This window comes from Taishania pollutisoli, assembly GCF_014518315.1.
GTDB classification, from domain to species: domain Bacteria; phylum Bacteroidota; class Bacteroidia; order Flavobacteriales_D; family Crocinitomicaceae; genus Taishania; species Taishania pollutisoli.
The window spans coordinates 206,855-226,619 of the sequence record NZ_JACVEL010000006.1; the positions used below are offsets into that span (position 1 = coordinate 206,855).

Annotated in this window: 14 protein-coding genes; 9 read left to right on the plus strand and 5 right to left on the minus strand. The window is 41.2% G+C overall.

Annotated features, from left to right (window positions below):
• Positions 1-45: 45 nt before the first annotated feature.
• The 3 genes from H9Y05_RS10685 to H9Y05_RS10695 form a co-directional block, all read right to left on the minus strand.
• Entirely contained in the window at positions 46-744 is a 699-nt protein-coding gene (locus H9Y05_RS10685; RefSeq protein WP_163492504.1) for a T9SS type A sorting domain-containing protein, read from the minus strand.
• A gap of 193 nt (positions 745-937) precedes the next feature.
• Positions 938-1,699: a DUF1295 domain-containing protein gene (locus H9Y05_RS10690; protein WP_216714280.1), complete on the minus strand. Its 762-nt coding sequence runs from the start codon at positions 1,697-1,699 to the stop codon at positions 938-940.
• Positions 1,700-1,703: 4 nt separating this feature from the next.
• The gene (locus tag H9Y05_RS10695) at positions 1,704-2,681 is read right to left on the minus strand and encodes an SDR family NAD(P)-dependent oxidoreductase (protein ID WP_163492505.1); all 978 of its coding nucleotides are present in this window, start codon (positions 2,679-2,681) and stop codon (positions 1,704-1,706) included.
• A 245-nt stretch (positions 2,682-2,926) separates the two neighbouring features.
• Between H9Y05_RS10695 and H9Y05_RS10700 the strand changes: the two genes are divergently transcribed.
• The 8 genes from H9Y05_RS10700 to H9Y05_RS10735 all read left to right on the plus strand — a co-directional run bounded on the left by H9Y05_RS10700 (position 2,927) and on the right by H9Y05_RS10735 (position 16,121).
• The gene (locus H9Y05_RS10700) at positions 2,927-4,435 is read left to right on the plus strand and encodes a L,D-transpeptidase family protein (RefSeq protein WP_216714281.1); all 1,509 of its coding nucleotides are present in this window, start codon (positions 2,927-2,929) and stop codon (positions 4,433-4,435) included.
• 74 nt (positions 4,436-4,509) lie between these two features.
• Positions 4,510-5,175: a hypothetical protein gene (locus H9Y05_RS10705; RefSeq protein ID WP_216714282.1), complete on the plus strand. Its 666-nt coding sequence runs from the start codon at positions 4,510-4,512 to the stop codon at positions 5,173-5,175.
• Between the two features lie 3 nt (positions 5,176-5,178).
• On the plus strand, positions 5,179-5,511 hold the full coding sequence (locus tag H9Y05_RS10710) for a hypothetical protein (RefSeq protein ID WP_216714283.1): 333 nt from the start codon (positions 5,179-5,181) through the stop codon (positions 5,509-5,511).
• Positions 5,512-5,718: 207 nt separating this feature from the next.
• Entirely contained in the window at positions 5,719-11,844 is a 6,126-nt protein-coding gene (locus H9Y05_RS10715; RefSeq protein WP_216714284.1) for an alpha-2-macroglobulin family protein, read from the plus strand.
• A 167-nt stretch (positions 11,845-12,011) separates the two neighbouring features.
• The gene (locus H9Y05_RS10720; RefSeq protein WP_163492510.1) at positions 12,012-13,007 is read left to right on the plus strand and encodes a UDP-glucuronic acid decarboxylase family protein; all 996 of its coding nucleotides are present in this window, start codon (positions 12,012-12,014) and stop codon (positions 13,005-13,007) included.
• 128 nt (positions 13,008-13,135) lie between these two features.
• A complete protein-coding gene (locus tag H9Y05_RS10725) occupies positions 13,136-13,705 on the plus strand; it encodes an acyltransferase (RefSeq protein WP_163492511.1) in 570 nt (189 codons plus the stop codon).
• A 108-nt stretch (positions 13,706-13,813) separates the two neighbouring features.
• The gene (locus H9Y05_RS10730; protein WP_163492512.1) at positions 13,814-14,839 is read left to right on the plus strand and encodes a Gfo/Idh/MocA family protein; all 1,026 of its coding nucleotides are present in this window, start codon (positions 13,814-13,816) and stop codon (positions 14,837-14,839) included.
• A complete protein-coding gene (locus tag H9Y05_RS10735; RefSeq protein ID WP_235992181.1) occupies positions 14,811-16,121 on the plus strand; it encodes a nucleotide sugar dehydrogenase in 1,311 nt (436 codons plus the stop codon). Before H9Y05_RS10730 ends, H9Y05_RS10735 begins: the two co-directional genes overlap by 29 nt.
• A gap of 73 nt (positions 16,122-16,194) precedes the next feature.
• Here the strand turns inward: H9Y05_RS10735 and H9Y05_RS10740 are convergent, their stop codons facing one another.
• Together H9Y05_RS10740 and H9Y05_RS10745 are read right to left on the minus strand one after the other, a co-directional pair.
• Complete coding sequence (locus H9Y05_RS10740) at positions 16,195-16,887, minus strand: tRNA threonylcarbamoyladenosine dehydratase (protein ID WP_163492586.1); 693 nt, start codon at positions 16,885-16,887, stop codon at positions 16,195-16,197.
• Between the two features lie 17 nt (positions 16,888-16,904).
• Positions 16,905-17,543, minus strand: a complete 639-nt coding sequence (locus H9Y05_RS10745; protein WP_216714285.1) for a TatD family hydrolase — start codon at positions 17,541-17,543, stop codon at positions 16,905-16,907.
• Between the two features lie 96 nt (positions 17,544-17,639).
• On the opposite strand from H9Y05_RS10745, the gene H9Y05_RS10750 reads away from it, so the two are divergent.
• Positions 17,640-19,751, plus strand: coding sequence for a peptide MFS transporter (locus H9Y05_RS10750; RefSeq protein WP_216714286.1), 2,112 nt, complete (start codon positions 17,640-17,642; stop codon positions 19,749-19,751).
• Positions 19,752-19,765 lie beyond the last annotated feature (14 nt).

The following is a 19,765-nucleotide window of genomic DNA, read 5'->3' on the forward strand; positions in this document are numbered from 1 at the left end:
GTTGTCAAGTTGTTACAAACCTCGCTTTTTCCCTTTAAAAACCGGTTAATTTTCAACAACCAGGCGAATAGAAATAAACTGTGCGTCTTTTGTGAAATTCAGAAGATACATGCCATTTCGGACAGCACTTAAATCCAGTGTTTGCCCCAATGGAACAAGTGATTTTACTTCTTTACCATCCGGTGACAACAAACGAACTTCGCCATCGGGAACAACACTTAAAGTTACGCTGTTTTTTGCCGGATTCGGACTCACAGCAATCAGTTCTGTTTGCAACTGATTGATTCCAGCCGTATTCTCTACGACCTCAATCCATACACAACTTCTGTTATCACTGATCTCTGGATCTGTAACAGGATCTGCTGCATTGACCGGAATGACTGAAAAACATGCTTCTACCATCGAATTTTCAGTGCCGTCTCCATACACCATAAAGTGAGAAATCTGAGCAGAATCTCCAACAGGGATATCTATTCCTGTTTTTACAATGTGGTTTTCACCTCCCGGAAGGAATTCCAGCGTATCTGCATTCTGAGTGATGTATAAGAGAAGTGAATCACCGGCATTGATCGCTTCGCTCCCCTGATTTTTCACCTTCAGTATAATGTTATACGGGGTATTCATTGTAAATGTTGCCGGATCCGTTGACGGGTAAACAAGTTCTACCGACAGGTCAGCTGAGCGTTGTGCTCCGGACAGAAAACTTAGTCCTGAAAAAATGAATGTGCATACAATTGCTTTCATAGGCGTAATAGATTTAATTGAACAAAAATTGATTAGTTGACTAACTCTGACAAAACTAAAATATTCATTGCAAGAATCTTCCGCACTTGACTCAAGTGTAGTAGTTACCGATTCATACAGTACTTGTATTGAGTTACAGATAAATATGACCATATAGCTCTATCGCAATATCGTCATATTGCGATAGAGCGATTTACCAGATAAACGGGAATACAGCCTTACGCTCTTTCGGGTAATCCGGAAATTTTTCCTGGTACCACTTGTGATGAGAAACAGCACGTGGAACCAGATTGGCAAACGTCCAGACAAAAAATGCCAGTCCCGGTAAACTCCATGTTAAAATCGCAAACCCGGCCCATTCAACGACTTCACCCAACAAATTCGGGCAGCTCACATAACGGAACAACCCTTTTTGAGGAATCTTATATCCTGTTTCTCCCGGTTTTCGAAGGTGGATTAAGGTATTATCGGATTGCCAATTGATGAACATTCCTACGGCAAAGATCAATGTGCCGATGATGAACTGAGGAGTCAGCAACCATTCCACCGGATACACCACAAATTCTCCCAGGTAGTAGCCAATCAAAAAGCCATTCACAAGATTGAAACACATCGCCATCAATGTAATTGTAAGCGGCATTTTTTTGCCATTGGTTTGAATCCGAAGCGGGAAAATAATACTCCTGTTGACATAATGCAATGCAAAAAACCCCACAATAATACCATTGACCAGCGAGATCGTGTTGGTCCCCTTGTACAGGAAAAAAAACAATACCGCCAGGACAAAAAACTCCATAACAAACCACCCCAGTTTGTTATCAATCAATGGCCCCCAGGTTGTCTTGGTATGCCTTCCGTAAGGAGCTGTAATAAAAAGTAATGCAATGAAGACAATTACCGCAACTGCGATCCATCCCCATGCAAACAACGTGTATTGTTCAAATGTCACTGTCATATACCTATATTCTTCTACTGTTTCTAAACCACTCAACCGTATCACTGAGTGTCTCACCTAATTCCCGCACCGAATATCCCAATTCTTTTTGTGCTTTAGTCGATAATGTTTGCTTGTTTCCATCCTGCAGGATATCAATATAAGCTTTGTCATACAACGGAGCCTTTTTCGTCAGATACGCATATGATTTTACAAACGGCAATCCAACGCTGGCAACAAAAAGCGGTAATTCGACCAGTCGTTTTTTCGTTCCTTTTGCTTCCAGCACCAGGTTGGAAAATTCTTTTATCGTGTAATATTTCCCCCCCAGAATATAGGTTTCCCCTGCCCTGCCTTTTTCCAGCGCCAATACGGTCCCTCTGGCCATATCGCGAACATCCGCAAAATCAAATCCACCTTTTACAACTGCAGGAACGCTTCCCCTGTAAATATCAATGACGGCTTTTCCCAATTTTGAAGGTTTATGATCCGGAGGCCCCACTGCGGAAGTTGGGCAGACAATCACAACATGTTGTCCGTTTTTTGCCGCTTCCTGTGCCTGCATGTGTCCATCCCGTTTGGTTTGATCATAAAAAACCGATTTTTCCGTCACGAAATGACGTGTTTCATCAATCGGCACATCGGATGGTTGATGATTGAATGCATGGATGGAACTGAAATGAACTACTTTTTTGACACCTGATTCACGTGCAATTTCCAACACATTCTTTGTCCCGGTAACATTGATATCATATACCTTCTGAACAAACGTATATCCCAATTCGATCATTCCCGCCGTATGGATGACCGCATCACATGCCTGCATCAGCTTCTCCAGGGAGGCACGATCCAGCACATTGCCTTTGATAAACGTTACAGGTAACTCACAAATCGCTTCACAATCATTGTAGACCAACGCCTGCACTTCGTATCCCTTGTTCAACAATTCCCTGCAAATGGCAGAACCGATATGTCCCGCAGCTCCTGTAACAGCAATTTTCATAGCTCAAAATTAAAATAAATTGTATTAGCACATCATTTTCAACCAATATACAGACACAGCAAACGTTTATACATCGTCTGCAATTGTTTGTCAATTAGCGCGCTATTTTCAACGATAAATCAGGAGAAACCGGGCAAAACCTCTATCTTTGTATCGTTATTGACCCCCATATGAAAAGGCTGTTCATCTTATTTACAACTATACTACTTGCATCCTGTCATTCAAAATTGGATGAACAAGGACTCATGCAACAAAATCTTTCCACAGAAGAAACATTAAAAGCAATTCTTTCCGAAGAATACAAGGAAACCCTTGGAATCGATGAAGAAGGAAGAAACTTATTGTACACATTTTATGAGCAACGCCGGTTTAAACCGCTATGGGCGAAAAAGAAATCCATCAACGCAACCGGTGAGGAACTTCTAAAATTACTGAAACATCCCATCCGGTTTGGAATGTCAGACAAACGGTTTGATTTAAATTGGAGCGACGACCAACCTATTCAGAATGAAGTGGTCATTGTTTGCGGACTTGCCAGAAGCTACAATGATCTGAAATACGGGATGCTTGATTCCACGATGACACACCTGAAGCCCCTGTCGTATGTTTCACTGAAATCACTGGATACCTTACTGGACTTCAGCAGTAACAATTATGCGGAGAAAATCATTTCATGGGGACCTTCGGACAGCACGTATCAATCGTTAGCACGCGGGTTGTATACATTTGTTCAGAACAACCCGATTGGAGAACACATAAAAGAGCTGAGAACCATCAAAGAAGACCCGGCAGCAGCAATCACAGGAACAAAAGAAATTCTGATTTCCAAAGGATACCTCAACGCGGAAGAAGCAACAGACTCTACTACGTTTGTGACGGCATTAAAAAAATTCCAAACTGATCATGGATGCAATCCGGATGGAGTCATCGGAACAAACACCGTCCAAATCCTCACAGAAACAAATCTGCACAAAGCACAACGGATAGCACTTGCGATGGAAAAACAACGGCGAAAACAGGCCTATCCGAGTCGCTATATTGCCATCAATATCCCGGAATACATGCTCCGCTTACGCAATGAAGATACCTTGTGTATTGAAACACGCATTGTCGTTGGGAAATATGAAAATCAAACCCCGGAACTTACTTCCGGAATGCACACCATTGTCGTATATCCGTACTGGAATGTCCCCTATTCTATTGCCAGCAAAGAAATTCTACCTGCAGCACAACGCACCCCGGATTACTTTGCAAAAAATAACATGGTATTGCTCCAAAAAGGAGATACAATCAACCCGCACAAAGTAAAATGGAAAAAAATCAAAGAAAATGCATTCCCTTACCGGGTAGTGCAACAACCGGGATATAAAAATTCCCTGGGAATCCTCAAATTTGATTTTTACAACAAATACGACGTCTATGTACACGACACTCCTTCAAAAGGGCTTTTCCAGACAACGGCACGTGCCTATTCACACGGCTGTATACGAACAGAAAATCCGGTAGATTTGGCAAAGGTAATTCTTGGTCTGGATGAAAATGTTGTAGTTGCAGACAGCCTCGACTCACTGATTGCCAGAACAGGAATCAATCATCCGGTCAAATTAAAAAAACGAATCCCCGTATATGTGGAATACAATTCGGTAATTGTACAAAATGGTGAGACAAAAATTCTCCGGGACGTTTACCTTCGGGATGATAAATACCTCAACGCAATGTTTCCCGGCACAGAAGATACAAATCATGCGAACTAAATATAACGGAACATTTTTGGGTTTACTTCTTGCTGTTTGAAAAGTATTGTTGAATTTTGCTAAAAAAATAACGGATGCGAATACTGTACTTTCTTCCGGTCATCTTTTTAATCGCTGCCTGCAATGGCAACAACGAAGAAGTTGCACAATTGGAAGACATCATGCCAACGTCAAATTACGATAAAACGAAAAAGACGGATACCATACCTGCAAAAGTGGTTTTCACTCCCTCCGTTTCTTCAGCAGAATTGGAAGCAGCGCAAATCAAATGGGACTCGGTCGTTGTCAACGATACGTTAACCATTCCCGAACGTTTTTCTCCAAAAAAAATGGAGAAATTTACGTATTGGACAGCAGGTAAATCTGTGGAATATTACCGGTGGTCCTTTCCTGATTCTTCCAAAACAATGAAAGCGTTCTTAAACTGGATGAACTGCTACGGTGAACGGTGCTTAATGGTTCAACTTCGCACCAATGCCAATATTCAGCGAAATGCGTTTTTGATTCTCCAAAATGACACATCCATCGTTCAGATTCAATCTCCGTCGATCAGGCTTGCTGAACTGAAAAAATGGAAAAAACTGTATTTCACGCCTCAACAGCAAACTGCGTCTTCCAAAAAGAAAGCACCCAAAGTCAAATGGAATTATGTGATTACACAACCGCGCGGAGGAAAAGCCATCTGGAGTCAGTTTAAAGACGAAGAAGAACAGGAATTTGTACAACTTGAAACCAAATAAATTATGAAAATTGTCAATCGTGGATTTTTAATCGTTTCCCCAAAGCAACCCTTTTTTGATTGGGCAAACGAATTTGAAGAAGAAATCTTTTTCTCGGAAGAAGACGATGTGGAACCAACCATTTACCTCGTCGATGAAGATTTCATTGAAACGGAACAAGTAATCCGGGATCAGTTCAAAAAAATCTTTTTGAATGAATTGAACATGATTACCGAAAATACCGAAGACCATCCGAAAATCAATGAACAGTTGTTTTATGAATGGTTTTCCGTAACTGCAGGGACAACGATTATCGACACACAGTCAGCTGACTTGAAACGATTTGACCTGGACTGATAACAAAACGGAGCAATCTCTCCGGAGTATTTTTTCACCGAAGTACTGGTACTGTTTGTACCAATCCAATCAGGCAGCATTTACCCGTAACCAACAAAACCGCATCATTTTTAACAATTTTTTTAAAAAATAGCTGTGCAAGTACTCAACTTTTTTCATCCTGGTTTGTACAGATTGCTATATATTTAATCGAATAATTTCATTGGTATGAAACGTCTAATTAGTAAAATCGCCCTTGTGATCTTTTCACTTTCCATACTCTCAGGAGGATGTGATGATCAAAAAGAAACAACTACACCAACAACCGTTAATTCTGAAAGTACTATGAAAACACCTTTTCAGTTTTCCGGCTATGAACAGGACTGGAAAAAAGTAGATTCACTGGAAAACCAGGGGCTGCCGAAATCCGCGCTGGAAATTGTCAATGTAATTATGGACAGAGCTTCCAAAGAAAAAAACCAGCCGATGCAGATCAAGGCATTGATGTACCAGCTCAAACTGAATCAAAACCTGGAGGAAGAGGACTTTTCTAAATCGCTTGTCCGTATTGACGAATTGAGAAAAACCAATGAAGAACCACTCAAACAGTTACTCGCATCTATAAAAGCTGATTTATTGTGGATGTACCTGGAAAATAACCGGTACAATTTCTACAACAGATCGACAACCCAAAATTTTAACCTGGGGGATGTTTCTACGTGGGATTTGAAAACCCTGCTCGATACATCCAATAAATTGTTTATGGAATCGCTTGAGAACAAAGAAAAATTGCAGCAAATTCCATTAAACGAGTATGCATACATTCTTACAGAAATCAACTCAGACTCCTACCTGACAGCTCCGACACTATATGATTTCCTGGCGCACAGAGCAATTGCTCATTTCCGAAATGAAGAAACAGGAATTACCCGTCCGGCAAATAAATTCGCCATTAATGACAAGCGTTATTTCGGAACAGATGCTGAATTTTTAAGCATTTCTACACAAACTGACGATTCACTTTCACAATACCTTCAGTATGTAAAAACCATGCAGGAACTGGTGCGTTTTCATAGCAAAAACAACCAGGTAACAGCACGGATGCGCAACGAACTGGATCGGCTGAATTTTGCGTATAACGCATCCACCATTGATACGAAAACAGAATGGTACAAAGCAGCATTGATTCGTATGCAGAAAGAATACGCTGTGTACCCGGTTGTAGGAGAAGTCAATGCACAGCTTGCCGAATTGTATATGGATTTGGGAAGTAAGGCAGAAGCAACTCATCCGGATTATCAATTACTGAAAACGGCAAATGCATTGTGTAAGGAAACAATTGAAAAATACCCGGGAACCTTCGGAGCAAAAAAATGCCAGATCATTTCATCGGGGCTTCAACAAAAATCACTGAGTGGAGATATTGAACGTTACAACGCTGCCAATCAACCGGTATTGATGAAGGTTTCCTACAAAAACATGGATTCTGTTCACGTATTGATTTATCAACTCAAAGAAAGTGAAGAATACGCTTACTATTATGAGTTGAAAGAGCGATTAAAAGGACTGAAACAAGTGAGCGCTAAGAAAATCGCATTACCAGCTTCCGATGACTTCCAACTTCACAGTACGGAAATTGCCTTGGATGCCCTCGGATATGGTGATTACCTGGTATTACTTTCAAGTGATCCAACCATTTTGGAAGATGGAAAAGCGATTCACTGGACAGGAGAATTTACCAGTACAGATATGGCTTATTCCTTAAGAGATCAGGGAAGTAAAAACTCAGGCATCCAGGTATACAATCGTACGACAGGATCCGCAATTGCACAAGCAACAGTTAATGTCTATGAGACAAAATACAATTACACTACCCGAAAAAATGCAAAGAAATTAATTGCAACCTACAAAACTGATGCAACTGGCTGGGCATTGCTCCCGCATGGAAATGACCGGTATGGAAAATCGGTGGAAGTAGTCTACGGAAAAGATAAGTTGTCATCCAATGCAAGTTTGTACGATTACGATCATACAGCATCAAGTACAACGGACAATTTATTTACAGACCGCTCTATCTACAGACCGGGACAAATCGTTTATTTCAAAGGTATCCGACTGACAACAGAGAACAAAAAAAGTAAAATCGTAACAGGATCAAGTGTTGCTGCTGTGCTGAATGATGTCAATTATCAAAAAGTGACAGACCTGAAATTGACAACGAACGAGTATGGTTCGTTCTCAGGCAGTTTCCGTTTACCTACAACAGGATTGACCGGACAAATGCATATCAAAACGGACTACGGAACAGTATATTTCTCTGTTGAAGAATACAAACGTCCTACGTTTAAAGTGGAAATTGCTCAGTCATCGGCAGAATACAAATTGGGAGAAACAATTAAAGTGGAAGGAAATGCACTTGCTTATGCAGGAAACGCAGTGGATAATGCGACCGTTAAATATGTCGTGAAACGCAGCATCTTCTTGCCATACTGGCGGGCCTATTATTTGAGAATCGCCCCTGTCAGTTCATCGGAAACCGTAATCAACGAAGGAACTGTAATGACAGATGAAAACGGGAAATTTACTGTGAACTTCCCGGCGGAGAAAGATCCGACAAATCATCATTCGGCTTATACCTATACGTATACCATTACAACAGATGTAACGGATATGAACGGAGAAACACGTTCGGCTACGAAATACATTTCTGTCGGAGAAAGTTCCCTGCAATTGAATGTCAGTGTGCTCGAATCAATGGACAAGTCTTCCAAGGGAAGTATTTCCGTGAACACAACAAATGCAGATGGGAAAACGATTCCGGCAAAAGGATTGATCGTTATCTCCCGTTTGAAACCGCTGGAAAAAGTAATGGCATCCCGCAGCTGGTCCAAGCCGGATAAACCATCTTTATCAGAAGCACAATTCAATCAATTGTTCCCGTACATTCAGTACCAATCAATTGAAAAGTACGAACGTGCCGTTGAACAAGAAGTAGAGCGCATCAACTTTGATACGGAAAAAGCAACAACTGTCCAGTTGAATAATTCAAACTGGAAAACAGGCGATTATAAAATTGAAACAACTACCAAAGATAAAAACGGAGTAGAAGTAAAAGACGTACAGTTTATCCAGATAACGGATGTAAATGGAACACAGGCTCCGTTTGAATGTGTTTTTCACGCTTATGCATTAAAAACATCCTATGAACCCGGGGAAACAATTACTGTTCCCGTTTCCAGCTCTCTGAAAAATCAATTGGTACTGATGGAAGTCAATGTGGATGGTACTATTGTTGAACGCAAGCACATTTTGTTGTCAGGTGATCAGAAAACAATCACATTTAAAGTAGAAGAAAAACACCGGGGAGGATTGGGAATCTTATTATCCGCTGTACGATACGGACGACAGTACATGAAAGACTTTAGTTTCTCCGTCCCATACACCAACAAAGAGTTACAGGTAAGTTTTGAAACATTCAGAGACAAATTACAGCCCGGACAGCAGGAAGAATGGCGTCTGAGAATTACCGGACCGAAGAAAGAAAAGGTTGCTGCTGAACTCCTGTTAACCATGTACGACGCTTCACTGGATGCATTTCGCTCACATGGTTATGTATTCAATCCATTCGGTCAAAACAGCTATGCGAGTTACCGCTCGTTCACCGGTTTTGGAAACAGCTATGGCAGAGGATACCCTTCCTATGAAGATGTCGGTTATGCAGGTCATGTTAATCCACCACTGTTGAACTGGTTCGGATACTATACCCCAGGTTACTATACTTATCATTGGGGACGTGGAGAAGGTGCTGGTGTGCTAATGGATGAAATGGAAGTAAGGGAAGTTTCGCGCTCTTTAAGTGCTACTCCGGAATCCAAGAATGCTGAAAAATCAGCTGCTCCTGTGCTACAGGAAGAAAGTGTCATGTCAGCAGGATTTTATGATGGAGAAAATGTACAATTTAAAAAACAAGAAAGTACCGGAGAGCAAAAGCAAGGAACTGAAAACGGAATAGTTCCGTTGCGCAGCAATTTCAATGAAACAGCATTCTTCTACCCACAGTTGAAAACAGATGTAAACGGAGATATTCTGGTAACATTTACCGCTCCGGAGTCACTGACAACATGGAAAGTACTGGGACTGGCACACACCAAAGAATTGGAATACGCCTTGGTTCAAAATGAAGTCATCACGCAAAAAGAATTGATGGTACAAACCAATGCACCGCGTTTTGTACGCAATGGCGACGAAGTGGTACTGACTGCAAAAGTGAGCAACTTAACAGAACAAGTATTAAACGGAACAGCAAACATCCAATTGTTTGATGCCTTGAGCATGCAGGAAGTAAGTGCCGATTTCCAACTTTCAAATGCGACTCAATCCTTCTCAGCCGAAGGAAAACAAAGCACAGTTGTTTCCTGGAAATTAAAAGCTCCGGAAAACATCAGTAGCCTAGTAATTCGGGTAACTGCAAAAGCGGCAAATCATTCAGATGGTGAAGAACTGGTTGTTCCTGTGTTGACTGACAAAGTGCTCATTACAGAATCCATTCCGTTGACAAATAATGGTATCGGATCGAAGAATTTCACATTTGAAAAACTGGTCAACAGTAAAGAGTCTTCCACTTTGAAACACCATGCGGTCACCCTGGAATATACGTCCAATCCTGCGTGGTATGTTGTTCAGGCATTGCCCTACATGCTGGAATACCCATATGAGTGTTCCGAGCAAATCTTTACGCGTTTCTATGCTAACTCCATTGCGAGTAATATTGTCCGTTCTTCTCCGAAAATCAAGGAAGTATTCGACAAATGGAAAACCAGCAGTCCGGATGCATTCTTATCCAACCTGGAGAAAAACCAGCAGTTAAAATCCGTAATACTGGAAGAAACACCATGGGTATTGGATGCACAGGATGAATCGGAGCGTAAAAAACGTGTTGCGTTGCTGTTCGATTTCAATAAAATGGACAACGAACTGACAAAAAACCTGAATCAACTGAAAGAAGCACAGGTAAGTAACGGTGGATTCCCATGGTTTCCGGGAATGCCGGAGAGCCGTTATGTGACACAATACATTGTTAGTGGTATGGGACATTTGAATCAACTGAACATTGTTGCAGTGAAAGAAGACAAAGATGTGAAAAACATGATTCAAAAAGCAGTAAAATACCTGGATGCACGCATGCTGGAAGATTACAATGAATTGAAAAAGCGAAAAATGCTGAACACTGATTACTTTATTTCTCAGTATGAAATTCAGTACCTGTATGCACGTTCCTTCTTTACCGATATAAAACTGTCTTCCAACGAAGAGGAAGCATTTAAATTCTTCAAGGAAAATGCAGAAAAACACTGGTTAAAAATGAACCTGAACAACCAGACGATGTTTGCTTTAGCGTCTCAACGAAACGGAAATACGGAACTGGCAGGAAAAATCATGAATTCTGTTTTGGAGCGTTCCATTACAACGGAAGAAATGGGAATGTACTGGAAAGAAAACGAGCGTGGTTACTATTGGTACCAGGCACCGATTGAAACTCAATCACTGATTATTGAAGCCTTGTATGCGATTAAAAAAGACCAGAAAGCAATCAACAATGCGAAGATCTGGTTGTTGCGCAACAAGCAGACAAGTGACTGGAAAACGACAACCGCAACTGCGAATGCATGTTACGCTTTGCTAATCGGCGGCAGCTCATTTACAGAGCAAAGCGGAAATGTGAAGATTGAGATCAACGGGAAAGAGATCAAACCGGAAGATTTCGGAGCACAGGTGGAAGCAGGAACAGGTTATTTCCAGGCAACATGGACAGGAAAAGAAGTTTCTTCCGATCTTGGAAAAATAAAAGTGACACGTCAAACGGAAGGATTCAGTTGGGGAGCAATGTACTGGCAGTATTTTGAATCCATGGACAAAGTGACAAGTGCGGAAACCAACCTGAAATTGAAAAAACAACTGTTTGTTGTCCGCCAGACGTCTTCAGGAGAAGTTATCATTCCTGTGAAAGACGGAGACAAATTGAAACGCGGAGAAAAAGTACGCGTACGCATCGAACTGGCAACAGATCGTAACATGGAATTTGTTCACATGAAAGATTTCCGTGCAGCAGGTTTTGAACCGGTAAATGTACTGTCAAGCTACAAGTGGAAAGGTGGTCTGGGATTTTATGAAAACACCCGTGATGTTGCCACACATTTCTTCTTCGATTTCTTACCGAAAGGAAACCACGTATTTGAATACGACCTGCGTGTAAGTCACAGCGGAAATTTCTCCAATGGATTTGCAACGATTCAGTGTATGTACGCACCTGAATTTACTTCTCACTCTAATGGAGTTCGGGTGACGGTAGAATAAATTTGAAAATAGAATGATCAATTGTGAATTATTAATTCGTAAAAACACTCCCGTCAATAATTCACAATTGATCATAAATAATCCATAATTCTCATTAAATTTGCTTTCTTTTGTCGGATTGTTCTGAAAGTTTCGGGATAACGATTTGATACTATAAATTAAAGAGAATGTCTGAAAGAAAACGAATTTTAATCACCGGAGCAGCCGGTTTTTTAGGTTCTCATTTATGCGACCGTTTTATCAAAGAAGGATATCACGTCATTGCAATGGATAACCTGATCACCGGGAGATTGAAAAACATTGAGCACCTGTTTCACCTGGAAAATTTTGAATTTTACAACCACGATGTTTCCAAATTCATTCACGTTCCGGGAAATCTGGACTACATTCTCCATTTTGCATCACCTGCAAGCCCGATTGATTATTTGAAAATTCCAATTCAAACCTTAAAAGTCGGTTCATTGGGTATTCACAATTGCCTGGGGCTCGCAAAAGCGAAGAATGCCCGAGTGCTCATTGCATCTACTTCTGAAGTATACGGAGACCCGAATGTGCATCCGCAAACGGAAGAATACTGGGGGAATGTCAACCCGGTTGGGCCGCGTGGTGTGTATGACGAAGCAAAACGTTTTCAGGAAGCAATGACAATGGCCTACCATACATTTCATGGCGTGGAAACCCGCATTGTTCGTATTTTTAACACGTATGGCCCCCGCATGCGACTGAATGACGGACGTGTATTGCCGGCATTTATCGGACAAGCGTTGCGCGGAGAAGACCTGACCGTTTTCGGAGATGGTTCTCAGACACGCTCATTTTGTTACGTCGACGATTTGGTAGAAGGCATTTACCGGTTGTTGCATTCCGATTATGTATACCCGGTGAATATCGGAAACCCGGATGAAATCACCATTGCGGATTTTGCGGAAGAGATTATCAAATTGACAGGAACCAATCAGAAAGTTATCTACAAAGACTTACCTGTCGACGATCCTAAACAACGTCGTCCGGACATTACAAAAGCACGTGAAATTCTTGGTTGGGAACCGAAAGTTTCCAGAAGCGAAGGATTGAAAATAACATATGATTACTTTAAAAGCCTTTCAAAACAAGAGCTGAACGAAGTGGATCACTACAATTTTGATAAGTATATTATTCGTTGAAAGATCGAATAAGTAAGCAATAATCCGGATTTATAAATTATTTGAACAGTAAAAAAAATAAAGAGATGAATCAAGTTGGTTGAACAGTAAAATCCAATCTTACTTTTTTCATTTTTAGCTATAAAAAAATGAACTATTTCGCACACGAAACCGCAATTATTGATGCGGGCTGTACCATCGGAGAAGGAACCAAAATCTGGCACTTCTCCCACATAATGCCTAATTGTACGATAGGTGAACGTTGCAACATTGGACAAAATGTGGTGGTTTCACCGGGAGTAATTTTGGGGAATAATGTCAAAATTCAAAACAACGTTTCCATCTACACAGGTGTTATCTGCGAAGACGATGTATTCCTCGGACCTTCTATGGTTTTCACGAATGTAATCAATCCCAGAAGTGCTGTTAACCGGAAAGATCAGTATGCAAAGACGACTGTAAAAAAAGGAGCAAGTATTGGTGCCAACGCAACCATTGTTTGCGGTCACGACATCGGCCGGTATGCATTTATCGGAGCAGGGGCCGTTGTAACAAAGAATGTTCCTGATTTTGCATTAGTTGTGGGAAATCCTGCTCGTCAGATCGGATGGATGAGTGAATTCGGGCATCGGCTGGAGTTTGACACAAACGGAAAGGCAGTTTGCCAGGAAAGCAATGAAGTATACGAATTGCAAGAAGGTGTAGTGAAGAAATTATGATGAATGAATTATGAATAGTTAATGATCAATTATTCATTATCAAATGATATAACAACATGCACACTTGATAATGAATAATTGATCATTAAAGAATTGATACTTAAAAAAATGTCAAAGATAAAATTTGCAGTAATCGGTGCCGGGCACATTGGAAAACGTCATGCCGAAATGATCAAAAGAGAAGAAGAAGCAGAATTGGTTGCCATGGTGGACATCCGTTCACAGGAAGAATGTGGAGCGCAGGATTTTGATGTTCCCTTTTTCACAACCATTGAAGAATTGCTAAATTCAGGGATTGAATTTGACGTAGCCAATGTTTGTACACCGAATGGATTTCACGCGTCACAAAGTTTACAGATTCTGGATGCAAAGCGGCACGTTGTGTGCGAAAAACCGATGGCACTTTCGAAGAAAGAATGTGAGGAAGTGATCTTTAAATCGCTGCAAGTTTCAAAACAAGTGTTCTGTGTCATGCAGAACCGTTATTCACCTCCTTCCGCATGGATCAAAGACCTGATCGAGCAAAAAATTCTGGGTGACATTTTCATTGTTCAGCTGAATTGCTACTGGAATCGTGATGAACGTTATTACAAGCCGGGAGGATGGAAAGGAAAACAAGACCTGGACGGAGGGACTTTGTTTACGCAATTCTCTCACTTCATTGATATCATGTACTGGTTGTTTGGCGACATTAAGAACATCCAGGGAAAATTTGCCGATTTTACACACAAAGATACAACCGACTTTGAAGATTCGGGAATTGTGAATTTCGATTTCATCAACGGAGGAATGGGATGCATCAATTATTCAACGTCTGTCGCGATGCAAAACCTGGAAAGTTCCATCACTATTATCGGAAGTAACGGAAGCGTAAAAATTGGCGGACAGTACATGAACGAAGTGGAAATCTGCAACATCAACGGATATGAAATGCCGGAACTGGCCCCTACCAACCCGGGAAATGACTACGGTCAGTACAAAGGATCTGCTGCCAATCACAATTATGTGATTCAAAATGTGATCGATACACTAAAAGGAAGAAATTCTGCAACGACCAATGCATTGGAAGGGTTGAAAGTTGTAGAAATTATTGAACGAATTTACGATGTTAGAAATGAAAGCAATCTACGATAAATTAGTCGCAAAAGAAAGTAAACTCGCCGTTATCGGATTGGGATATGTTGGATTACCCATTGCCCTTGAGTTTGCAAAAAAGATAAAAGTTGTTGGTTTTGATATCAATCAGGGGCGTGTCGACCTGATGAAACAAGGAATCGATCCGAGTAATGAGCTGGTAAAAGAAGATTTTGCAAACAGCGACATTACATTTACAGCTGATCTCAACGATTTGAAAGACGTGGAATTTTTCATCGTTGCGGTTCCGACACCAATTGACGATTCGAACCTCCCCGATTTGAAACCGCTTTTGGGCGCATCCCGAACAGTCGGACAAGTATTGAAAAAAGGCGACTATGTGGTGTTTGAATCAACAGTTTATCCAGGTTGTACAGAAGAAGATTGCATTCCGATTTTGGAAGAACAGTCGGGCTTAAAATTCCACACAGACTTTAAAGTCGGTTATTCTCCTGAGCGTATCAATCCCGGAGACAAACAGCATACCCTGCAGAATGTCGTAAAAGTTGTCTCAGGATGTGATGATGAATCACTGGATCAGATTGCGAAAACATACGAACTGGTTGTTGCAGCAGGTGTTCACCGTGCGCCGACCATTAAAGTCGCAGAAGCAGCAAAAATTATTGAAAATACGCAACGCGATGTCAATATTGCATTGATCAACGAATTATCGATCATCTTCAACCGTCTTGGAATCAACACGTTTGACGTATTGGAAGCTGCCGGAACGAAATGGAACTTTCTGAAATTCACTCCGGGATTAGTTGGTGGACACTGTATCGGCGTGGATCCGTATTACCTGACACACAAAGCACAGCAGGCCGGTTATCATTCCAAAGTAATTACCAGCGGGCGTTATGTGAATGACTCCATGGGATTCTATATCGGAAAGCAAACTGTAAAAAAAATCCTGGCAAAGGGAAAACACATTCAGGATGCCAAGGTATTGGTGATGGGAGCAACATTCAAAGAAGATGTAAGTGATATCCGCAATTCAAAAGTAATTGATGTGGTGAATGAGTTAAAATCATTCCAGGTAAAAGTCGACCTGGTTGATCCACACGCGTCTTCGGACGAAATGCAACATGAATACGGTGTCGGACTGGTTTCCACACCTACCAATGATTACGATGCAATTATTGTTGCGGTCAATCACAAAGAATACACGGCACTGACTGAAGCAGATTTCAGAGCTTTATTGAAAGATGATCAGGGAATTTTTGTAGATGTAAAAGGAATTTTCAAAGGAAAAATCAAACAGATAGAATATTGGTCGTTGTAACATACATCTACCAACAAACAGGGCGGGAAAATTTTCCCGCCCTGTTTGTGTTTATTCCCTTACGATTTTTCAATCAATCTTCTTTGGACAAGTAACGAATCACTTCCGCTGCGCCCATCAATCCGAATAGCCCGGGAATATAGGAAGCTGTCCCGTAAAATGACTTCTTATAGTTACTACCGTCTGTCATTTTGAGTGAATCTTTGCGTTGTAACTCACTTGAAAACACCGCTCTCACACGACGGAAATCCACTCCTTGTCTTTTCAATCGTTTTTTGAGGTGCGCTGCCAGTTTACAATTGTATGTTCCGGTTAAACGTGCAACTTTTACCGCCGCAGGATCCATCTTCCCTCCTGCTCCCAGGTGAGAAATAATCCGGATTTTCAGCCGCAGACATGCAGTGATCCATTCCAGTTTTGGGGTCACCGAATCGATACAATCCATCACATAATCCGGTTTGTATTCTTCCAGCAATTGCCATACCCGTTCCGGAAGCACAAACTCCTGTACTACATTCAGCTCAATGTCCGGGTTAATATCTTTGATCCGTTCTGCCAGCACAACCGCTTTGTTTCTGCCAATTGTCGAATCCAACGCTGTCAACTGCCTGTTTTTGTTGGTCGGGTCAAACACATCACCGTCAATAATTGTCATTTTTCCGACTCCTGCACGTGCAATAAATTCACCTGCAAAAGAACCGATTCCACCTAATCCTACGATCAGTACATGTGCTTTTTTCAGTCGTTCGATGGGCTCCTTCCCCATCAGTAACTCTGTCCGTTCTAACCAATTCGCCACTTTGTAAATGTCTGTTTAAAATTTGTCGTTATCAATTCGTTTAATTGTTGCAAAGATATTTGTTTTAACTCAGCTACACTTTCATACACTTGCTTTATTTCAACCTGTACATCATCTGTTTCCAGCAACAAACGTTCGTTAGGAATCGCTTTAACAATCTCTTCCCGCTTCGGGTGATATAGAATTCCAGCCCCCAGACTGACCATCATTCCTGATTGTACGACCTGGTTTATAATACCGGCTTTTGCAAAACCATGAAAAATCCACGGTTGCCGTGGCCGGTGTTTTTTTCTTATAAGCAGCAATTCATTCCAGCTTTTCACACAATGAATAATCAAGGGAAGGGCTATCGTTTCCGACAATTCAATTTGTTTTTCAAACACCGGAATCTGGGTCATAAAACCAGGGCCTTTTAATCCGTCCAATCCGCATTCACCAATCGCCAGTGTTTTATCATTCACCGATCGACTCACCCGTTCAATCAACTCATCAACAGCACATTCACCTGCTCCCCATGGGTGAATCCCTATGGAATGAAAGGTTGAAGGAGTCGAATCAATCACTCCCTGCAGGATTTCAAAATCCGCTCGGACCGAAGAATGTGTGTGACAATTTGTAAACATTTGTTAACAACGAATTAATGCAAAAATGCTGATATTTCTAAAAAATAAGTATTTTCGGCAACAAAGTAATCATAATTAGCTATTAAAAACGAAAGAATGAGTTCACAAAATAACCCCGATTTTTTTCAATCTAAAGTATTAGGACATCCAAGCGGTTTATTCGTATTATTCTTCACAGAAATGTGGGAGCGTTTTTCATTTTACGGAATGAGGGTGTTACTCGTATTGTATTTATCAGCATCAATAATCGGTACAAACCCGGGATTAGGTTGGGATATAAAATCAGCGACAGCTCTTTACGGAACCTATGTAATGCTCTTGTACATCACTCCTGTATTCGGGGGAATTTTAGCGGACAAATATTTAGGATCCTGGAAATCCGTGATCATCGGGGCCATCATTATGACCATCGGGCACGCGTCAATGGCAATTGAAAGTAACGTCACCTTCTTTATAGGTTTAGCCTGCCTGGTAATCGGTACAGGATTTTTCAAACCCAATATGCCTTCCATTTTAGGAGAAATGTACAAAGACTTTCCGGAAAAAAAGGACGGCGGATACACCATTTTCTATATGGGAGTAAACGCCGGAGCATTTTTCGGGATGTTATTGTGTGGGTATTTCGCAGAACGTTTCGGATGGCACTGGGGTTTTGGTTTAGCGGGAATCTTCATGTTACTGGGAACCATTCAATTCTGGTTATCTAAACCGTTGTTTAAAACAATCGGAGACCTGAAAAAGCAGACACCGGAAGACGAGGAAAAAGAAGTATTCAACCACCCGGATGAAAAAATTCGCAATCCGTTTCGATTTAAAGACATTGTCATCATTATTCTTGTCTCCATTTTTGGATTACTATTTGCTTTTAATGACCCTATTTCCAAGCACATGCCTGAATACGACTTGTTCAAATTCATGGATATCACATACGGCGAAGGAAATACCATCAGGGGACAATACATTATTGTTATTCTGACACTGATCACGTTCCTGTACCTGATCGTGACACGCATCAACCGGTATGGAAAAGTGGTTCGGGATCGCATGTTTAGTATCATCATCCTTGCCTGTGCGCTGGTCTTCTTCTTTATGTGCTTCGAGCAAGGTGCCAGTTCCCTTATGATTGTTGCCCGTGATTACACAAACAGAGTAATGGAAGGAAACGCGGCATTTGCATTCAACATTGCCAATAGCTTACTGACTATTGTTCCGTTGTTATTTATTAGTTGGGTGCTGGTGCGATTGGCAAAACAAACATTCAAAGTTATTTCCGCGTCCAATATTACGTTATTGATTTGTTTCGCATTGATCTGGGCGGCAGCAATTGTCATGTTGAGAACTGATTGGACAACCAATGCATACAAAGCCACTTATAAAGCAGTAGAAGTTCCTGATATAGATAAGAAAACAAATCTGCAACGAACAGATAAAGATGGTAATTTACTTTTTAAAACGGAACCGATCGGGTTGCTGGACTCGATGCAGACCGACTACAAAGTACTTGACATCACTTCAACTGTCGGTTCCAAACAAGAGTTTAAGGTTGGACAAACTGTTTTTATTCACCCTGAATCAGGAGGTAAAGTTGCATTGCTGACAGCTGAGCAAAAAAGCAAACTGGCACATGATTATTCGGAGCACAAGGAGAATAGAAATCTGATCACTCAAGCAACGATTTCACAAGAGTTGAAAGGACAGGTAGAAATTCCTACCACGTGGTTTTCAACCATCAATGCACTCTTTATTATCATGCTGGCATCACTGATTTCAAAAATATGGGATTCAAAATTCAATCCTCCTGCAGCAATGAAATATGGATATGGATTGATTTTCGTAGCCATCGGTTTCTTAGTAATCGGTTTGGGTAGTATGGGAATGTCCACAACAGCTAAATTATCGTTGTTCTGGCTGGTTGCCATCTACTTCTTTCACACCGTCGGTGAATTATTCATCTCGCCGGTAGGACTTTCCTACATCAGCAAACTGGTTCCCGCGCGCATGATGGCATTCATGTACGGAATCTGGTACCTGGCCATTGCGATTGCTCAAAAACTGGCAGCAACATTGGGAGGTCAGGTAGAAGAAATTCAGAAGGAACACTCCCTGAGTTATTTCTTCTTCTTATTCACCGGAATTGCGCTTTTTGCGGCACTTTTCGTGATTTTACTGAATCCGTTGATCAAAAGATTAATGCACGGAGTGAAGTAAATCATTCTGTACTA

Bases quoted from the DNA above. Each gene is read 5' to 3' on its own strand.
- H9Y05_RS10685 (WP_163492504.1), bottom strand. From the start codon at position 744: ATGAAAGCAATTGTATGCACATTCATTTTTTCAGGACTAAGTTTTCTG.
- H9Y05_RS10690 (WP_216714280.1), bottom strand. From the start codon at position 1,699: ATGACAGTGACATTTGAACAATACACGTTGTTTGCATGGGGATGGATC.
- H9Y05_RS10695 (WP_163492505.1), bottom strand. From the start codon at position 2,681: ATGAAAATTGCTGTTACAGGAGCTGCGGGACATATCGGTTCTGCCATT.
- H9Y05_RS10700 (WP_216714281.1), top strand. From the start codon at position 2,927: ATGCAACAAAATCTTTCCACAGAAGAAACATTAAAAGCAATTCTTTCC.
- H9Y05_RS10705 (WP_216714282.1), top strand. From the start codon at position 4,510: ATGCGAATACTGTACTTTCTTCCGGTCATCTTTTTAATCGCTGCCTGC.
- H9Y05_RS10710 (WP_216714283.1), top strand. From the start codon at position 5,179: ATGAAAATTGTCAATCGTGGATTTTTAATCGTTTCCCCAAAGCAACCC.
- H9Y05_RS10715 (WP_216714284.1), top strand. From the start codon at position 5,719: ATGAAACGTCTAATTAGTAAAATCGCCCTTGTGATCTTTTCACTTTCC.
- H9Y05_RS10720 (WP_163492510.1), top strand. From the start codon at position 12,012: ATGTCTGAAAGAAAACGAATTTTAATCACCGGAGCAGCCGGTTTTTTA.
- H9Y05_RS10725 (WP_163492511.1), top strand. From the start codon at position 13,136: ATGAACTATTTCGCACACGAAACCGCAATTATTGATGCGGGCTGTACC.
- H9Y05_RS10730 (WP_163492512.1), top strand. From the start codon at position 13,814: ATGTCAAAGATAAAATTTGCAGTAATCGGTGCCGGGCACATTGGAAAA.
- H9Y05_RS10735 (WP_235992181.1), top strand. From the start codon at position 14,811: ATGTTAGAAATGAAAGCAATCTACGATAAATTAGTCGCAAAAGAAAGT.
- H9Y05_RS10740 (WP_163492586.1), bottom strand. From the start codon at position 16,887: ATGGGGAAGGAGCCCATCGAACGACTGAAAAAAGCACATGTACTGATC.
- H9Y05_RS10745 (WP_216714285.1), bottom strand. From the start codon at position 17,543: ATGTTTACAAATTGTCACACACATTCTTCGGTCCGAGCGGATTTTGAA.
- H9Y05_RS10750 (WP_216714286.1), top strand. From the start codon at position 17,640: ATGAGTTCACAAAATAACCCCGATTTTTTTCAATCTAAAGTATTAGGA.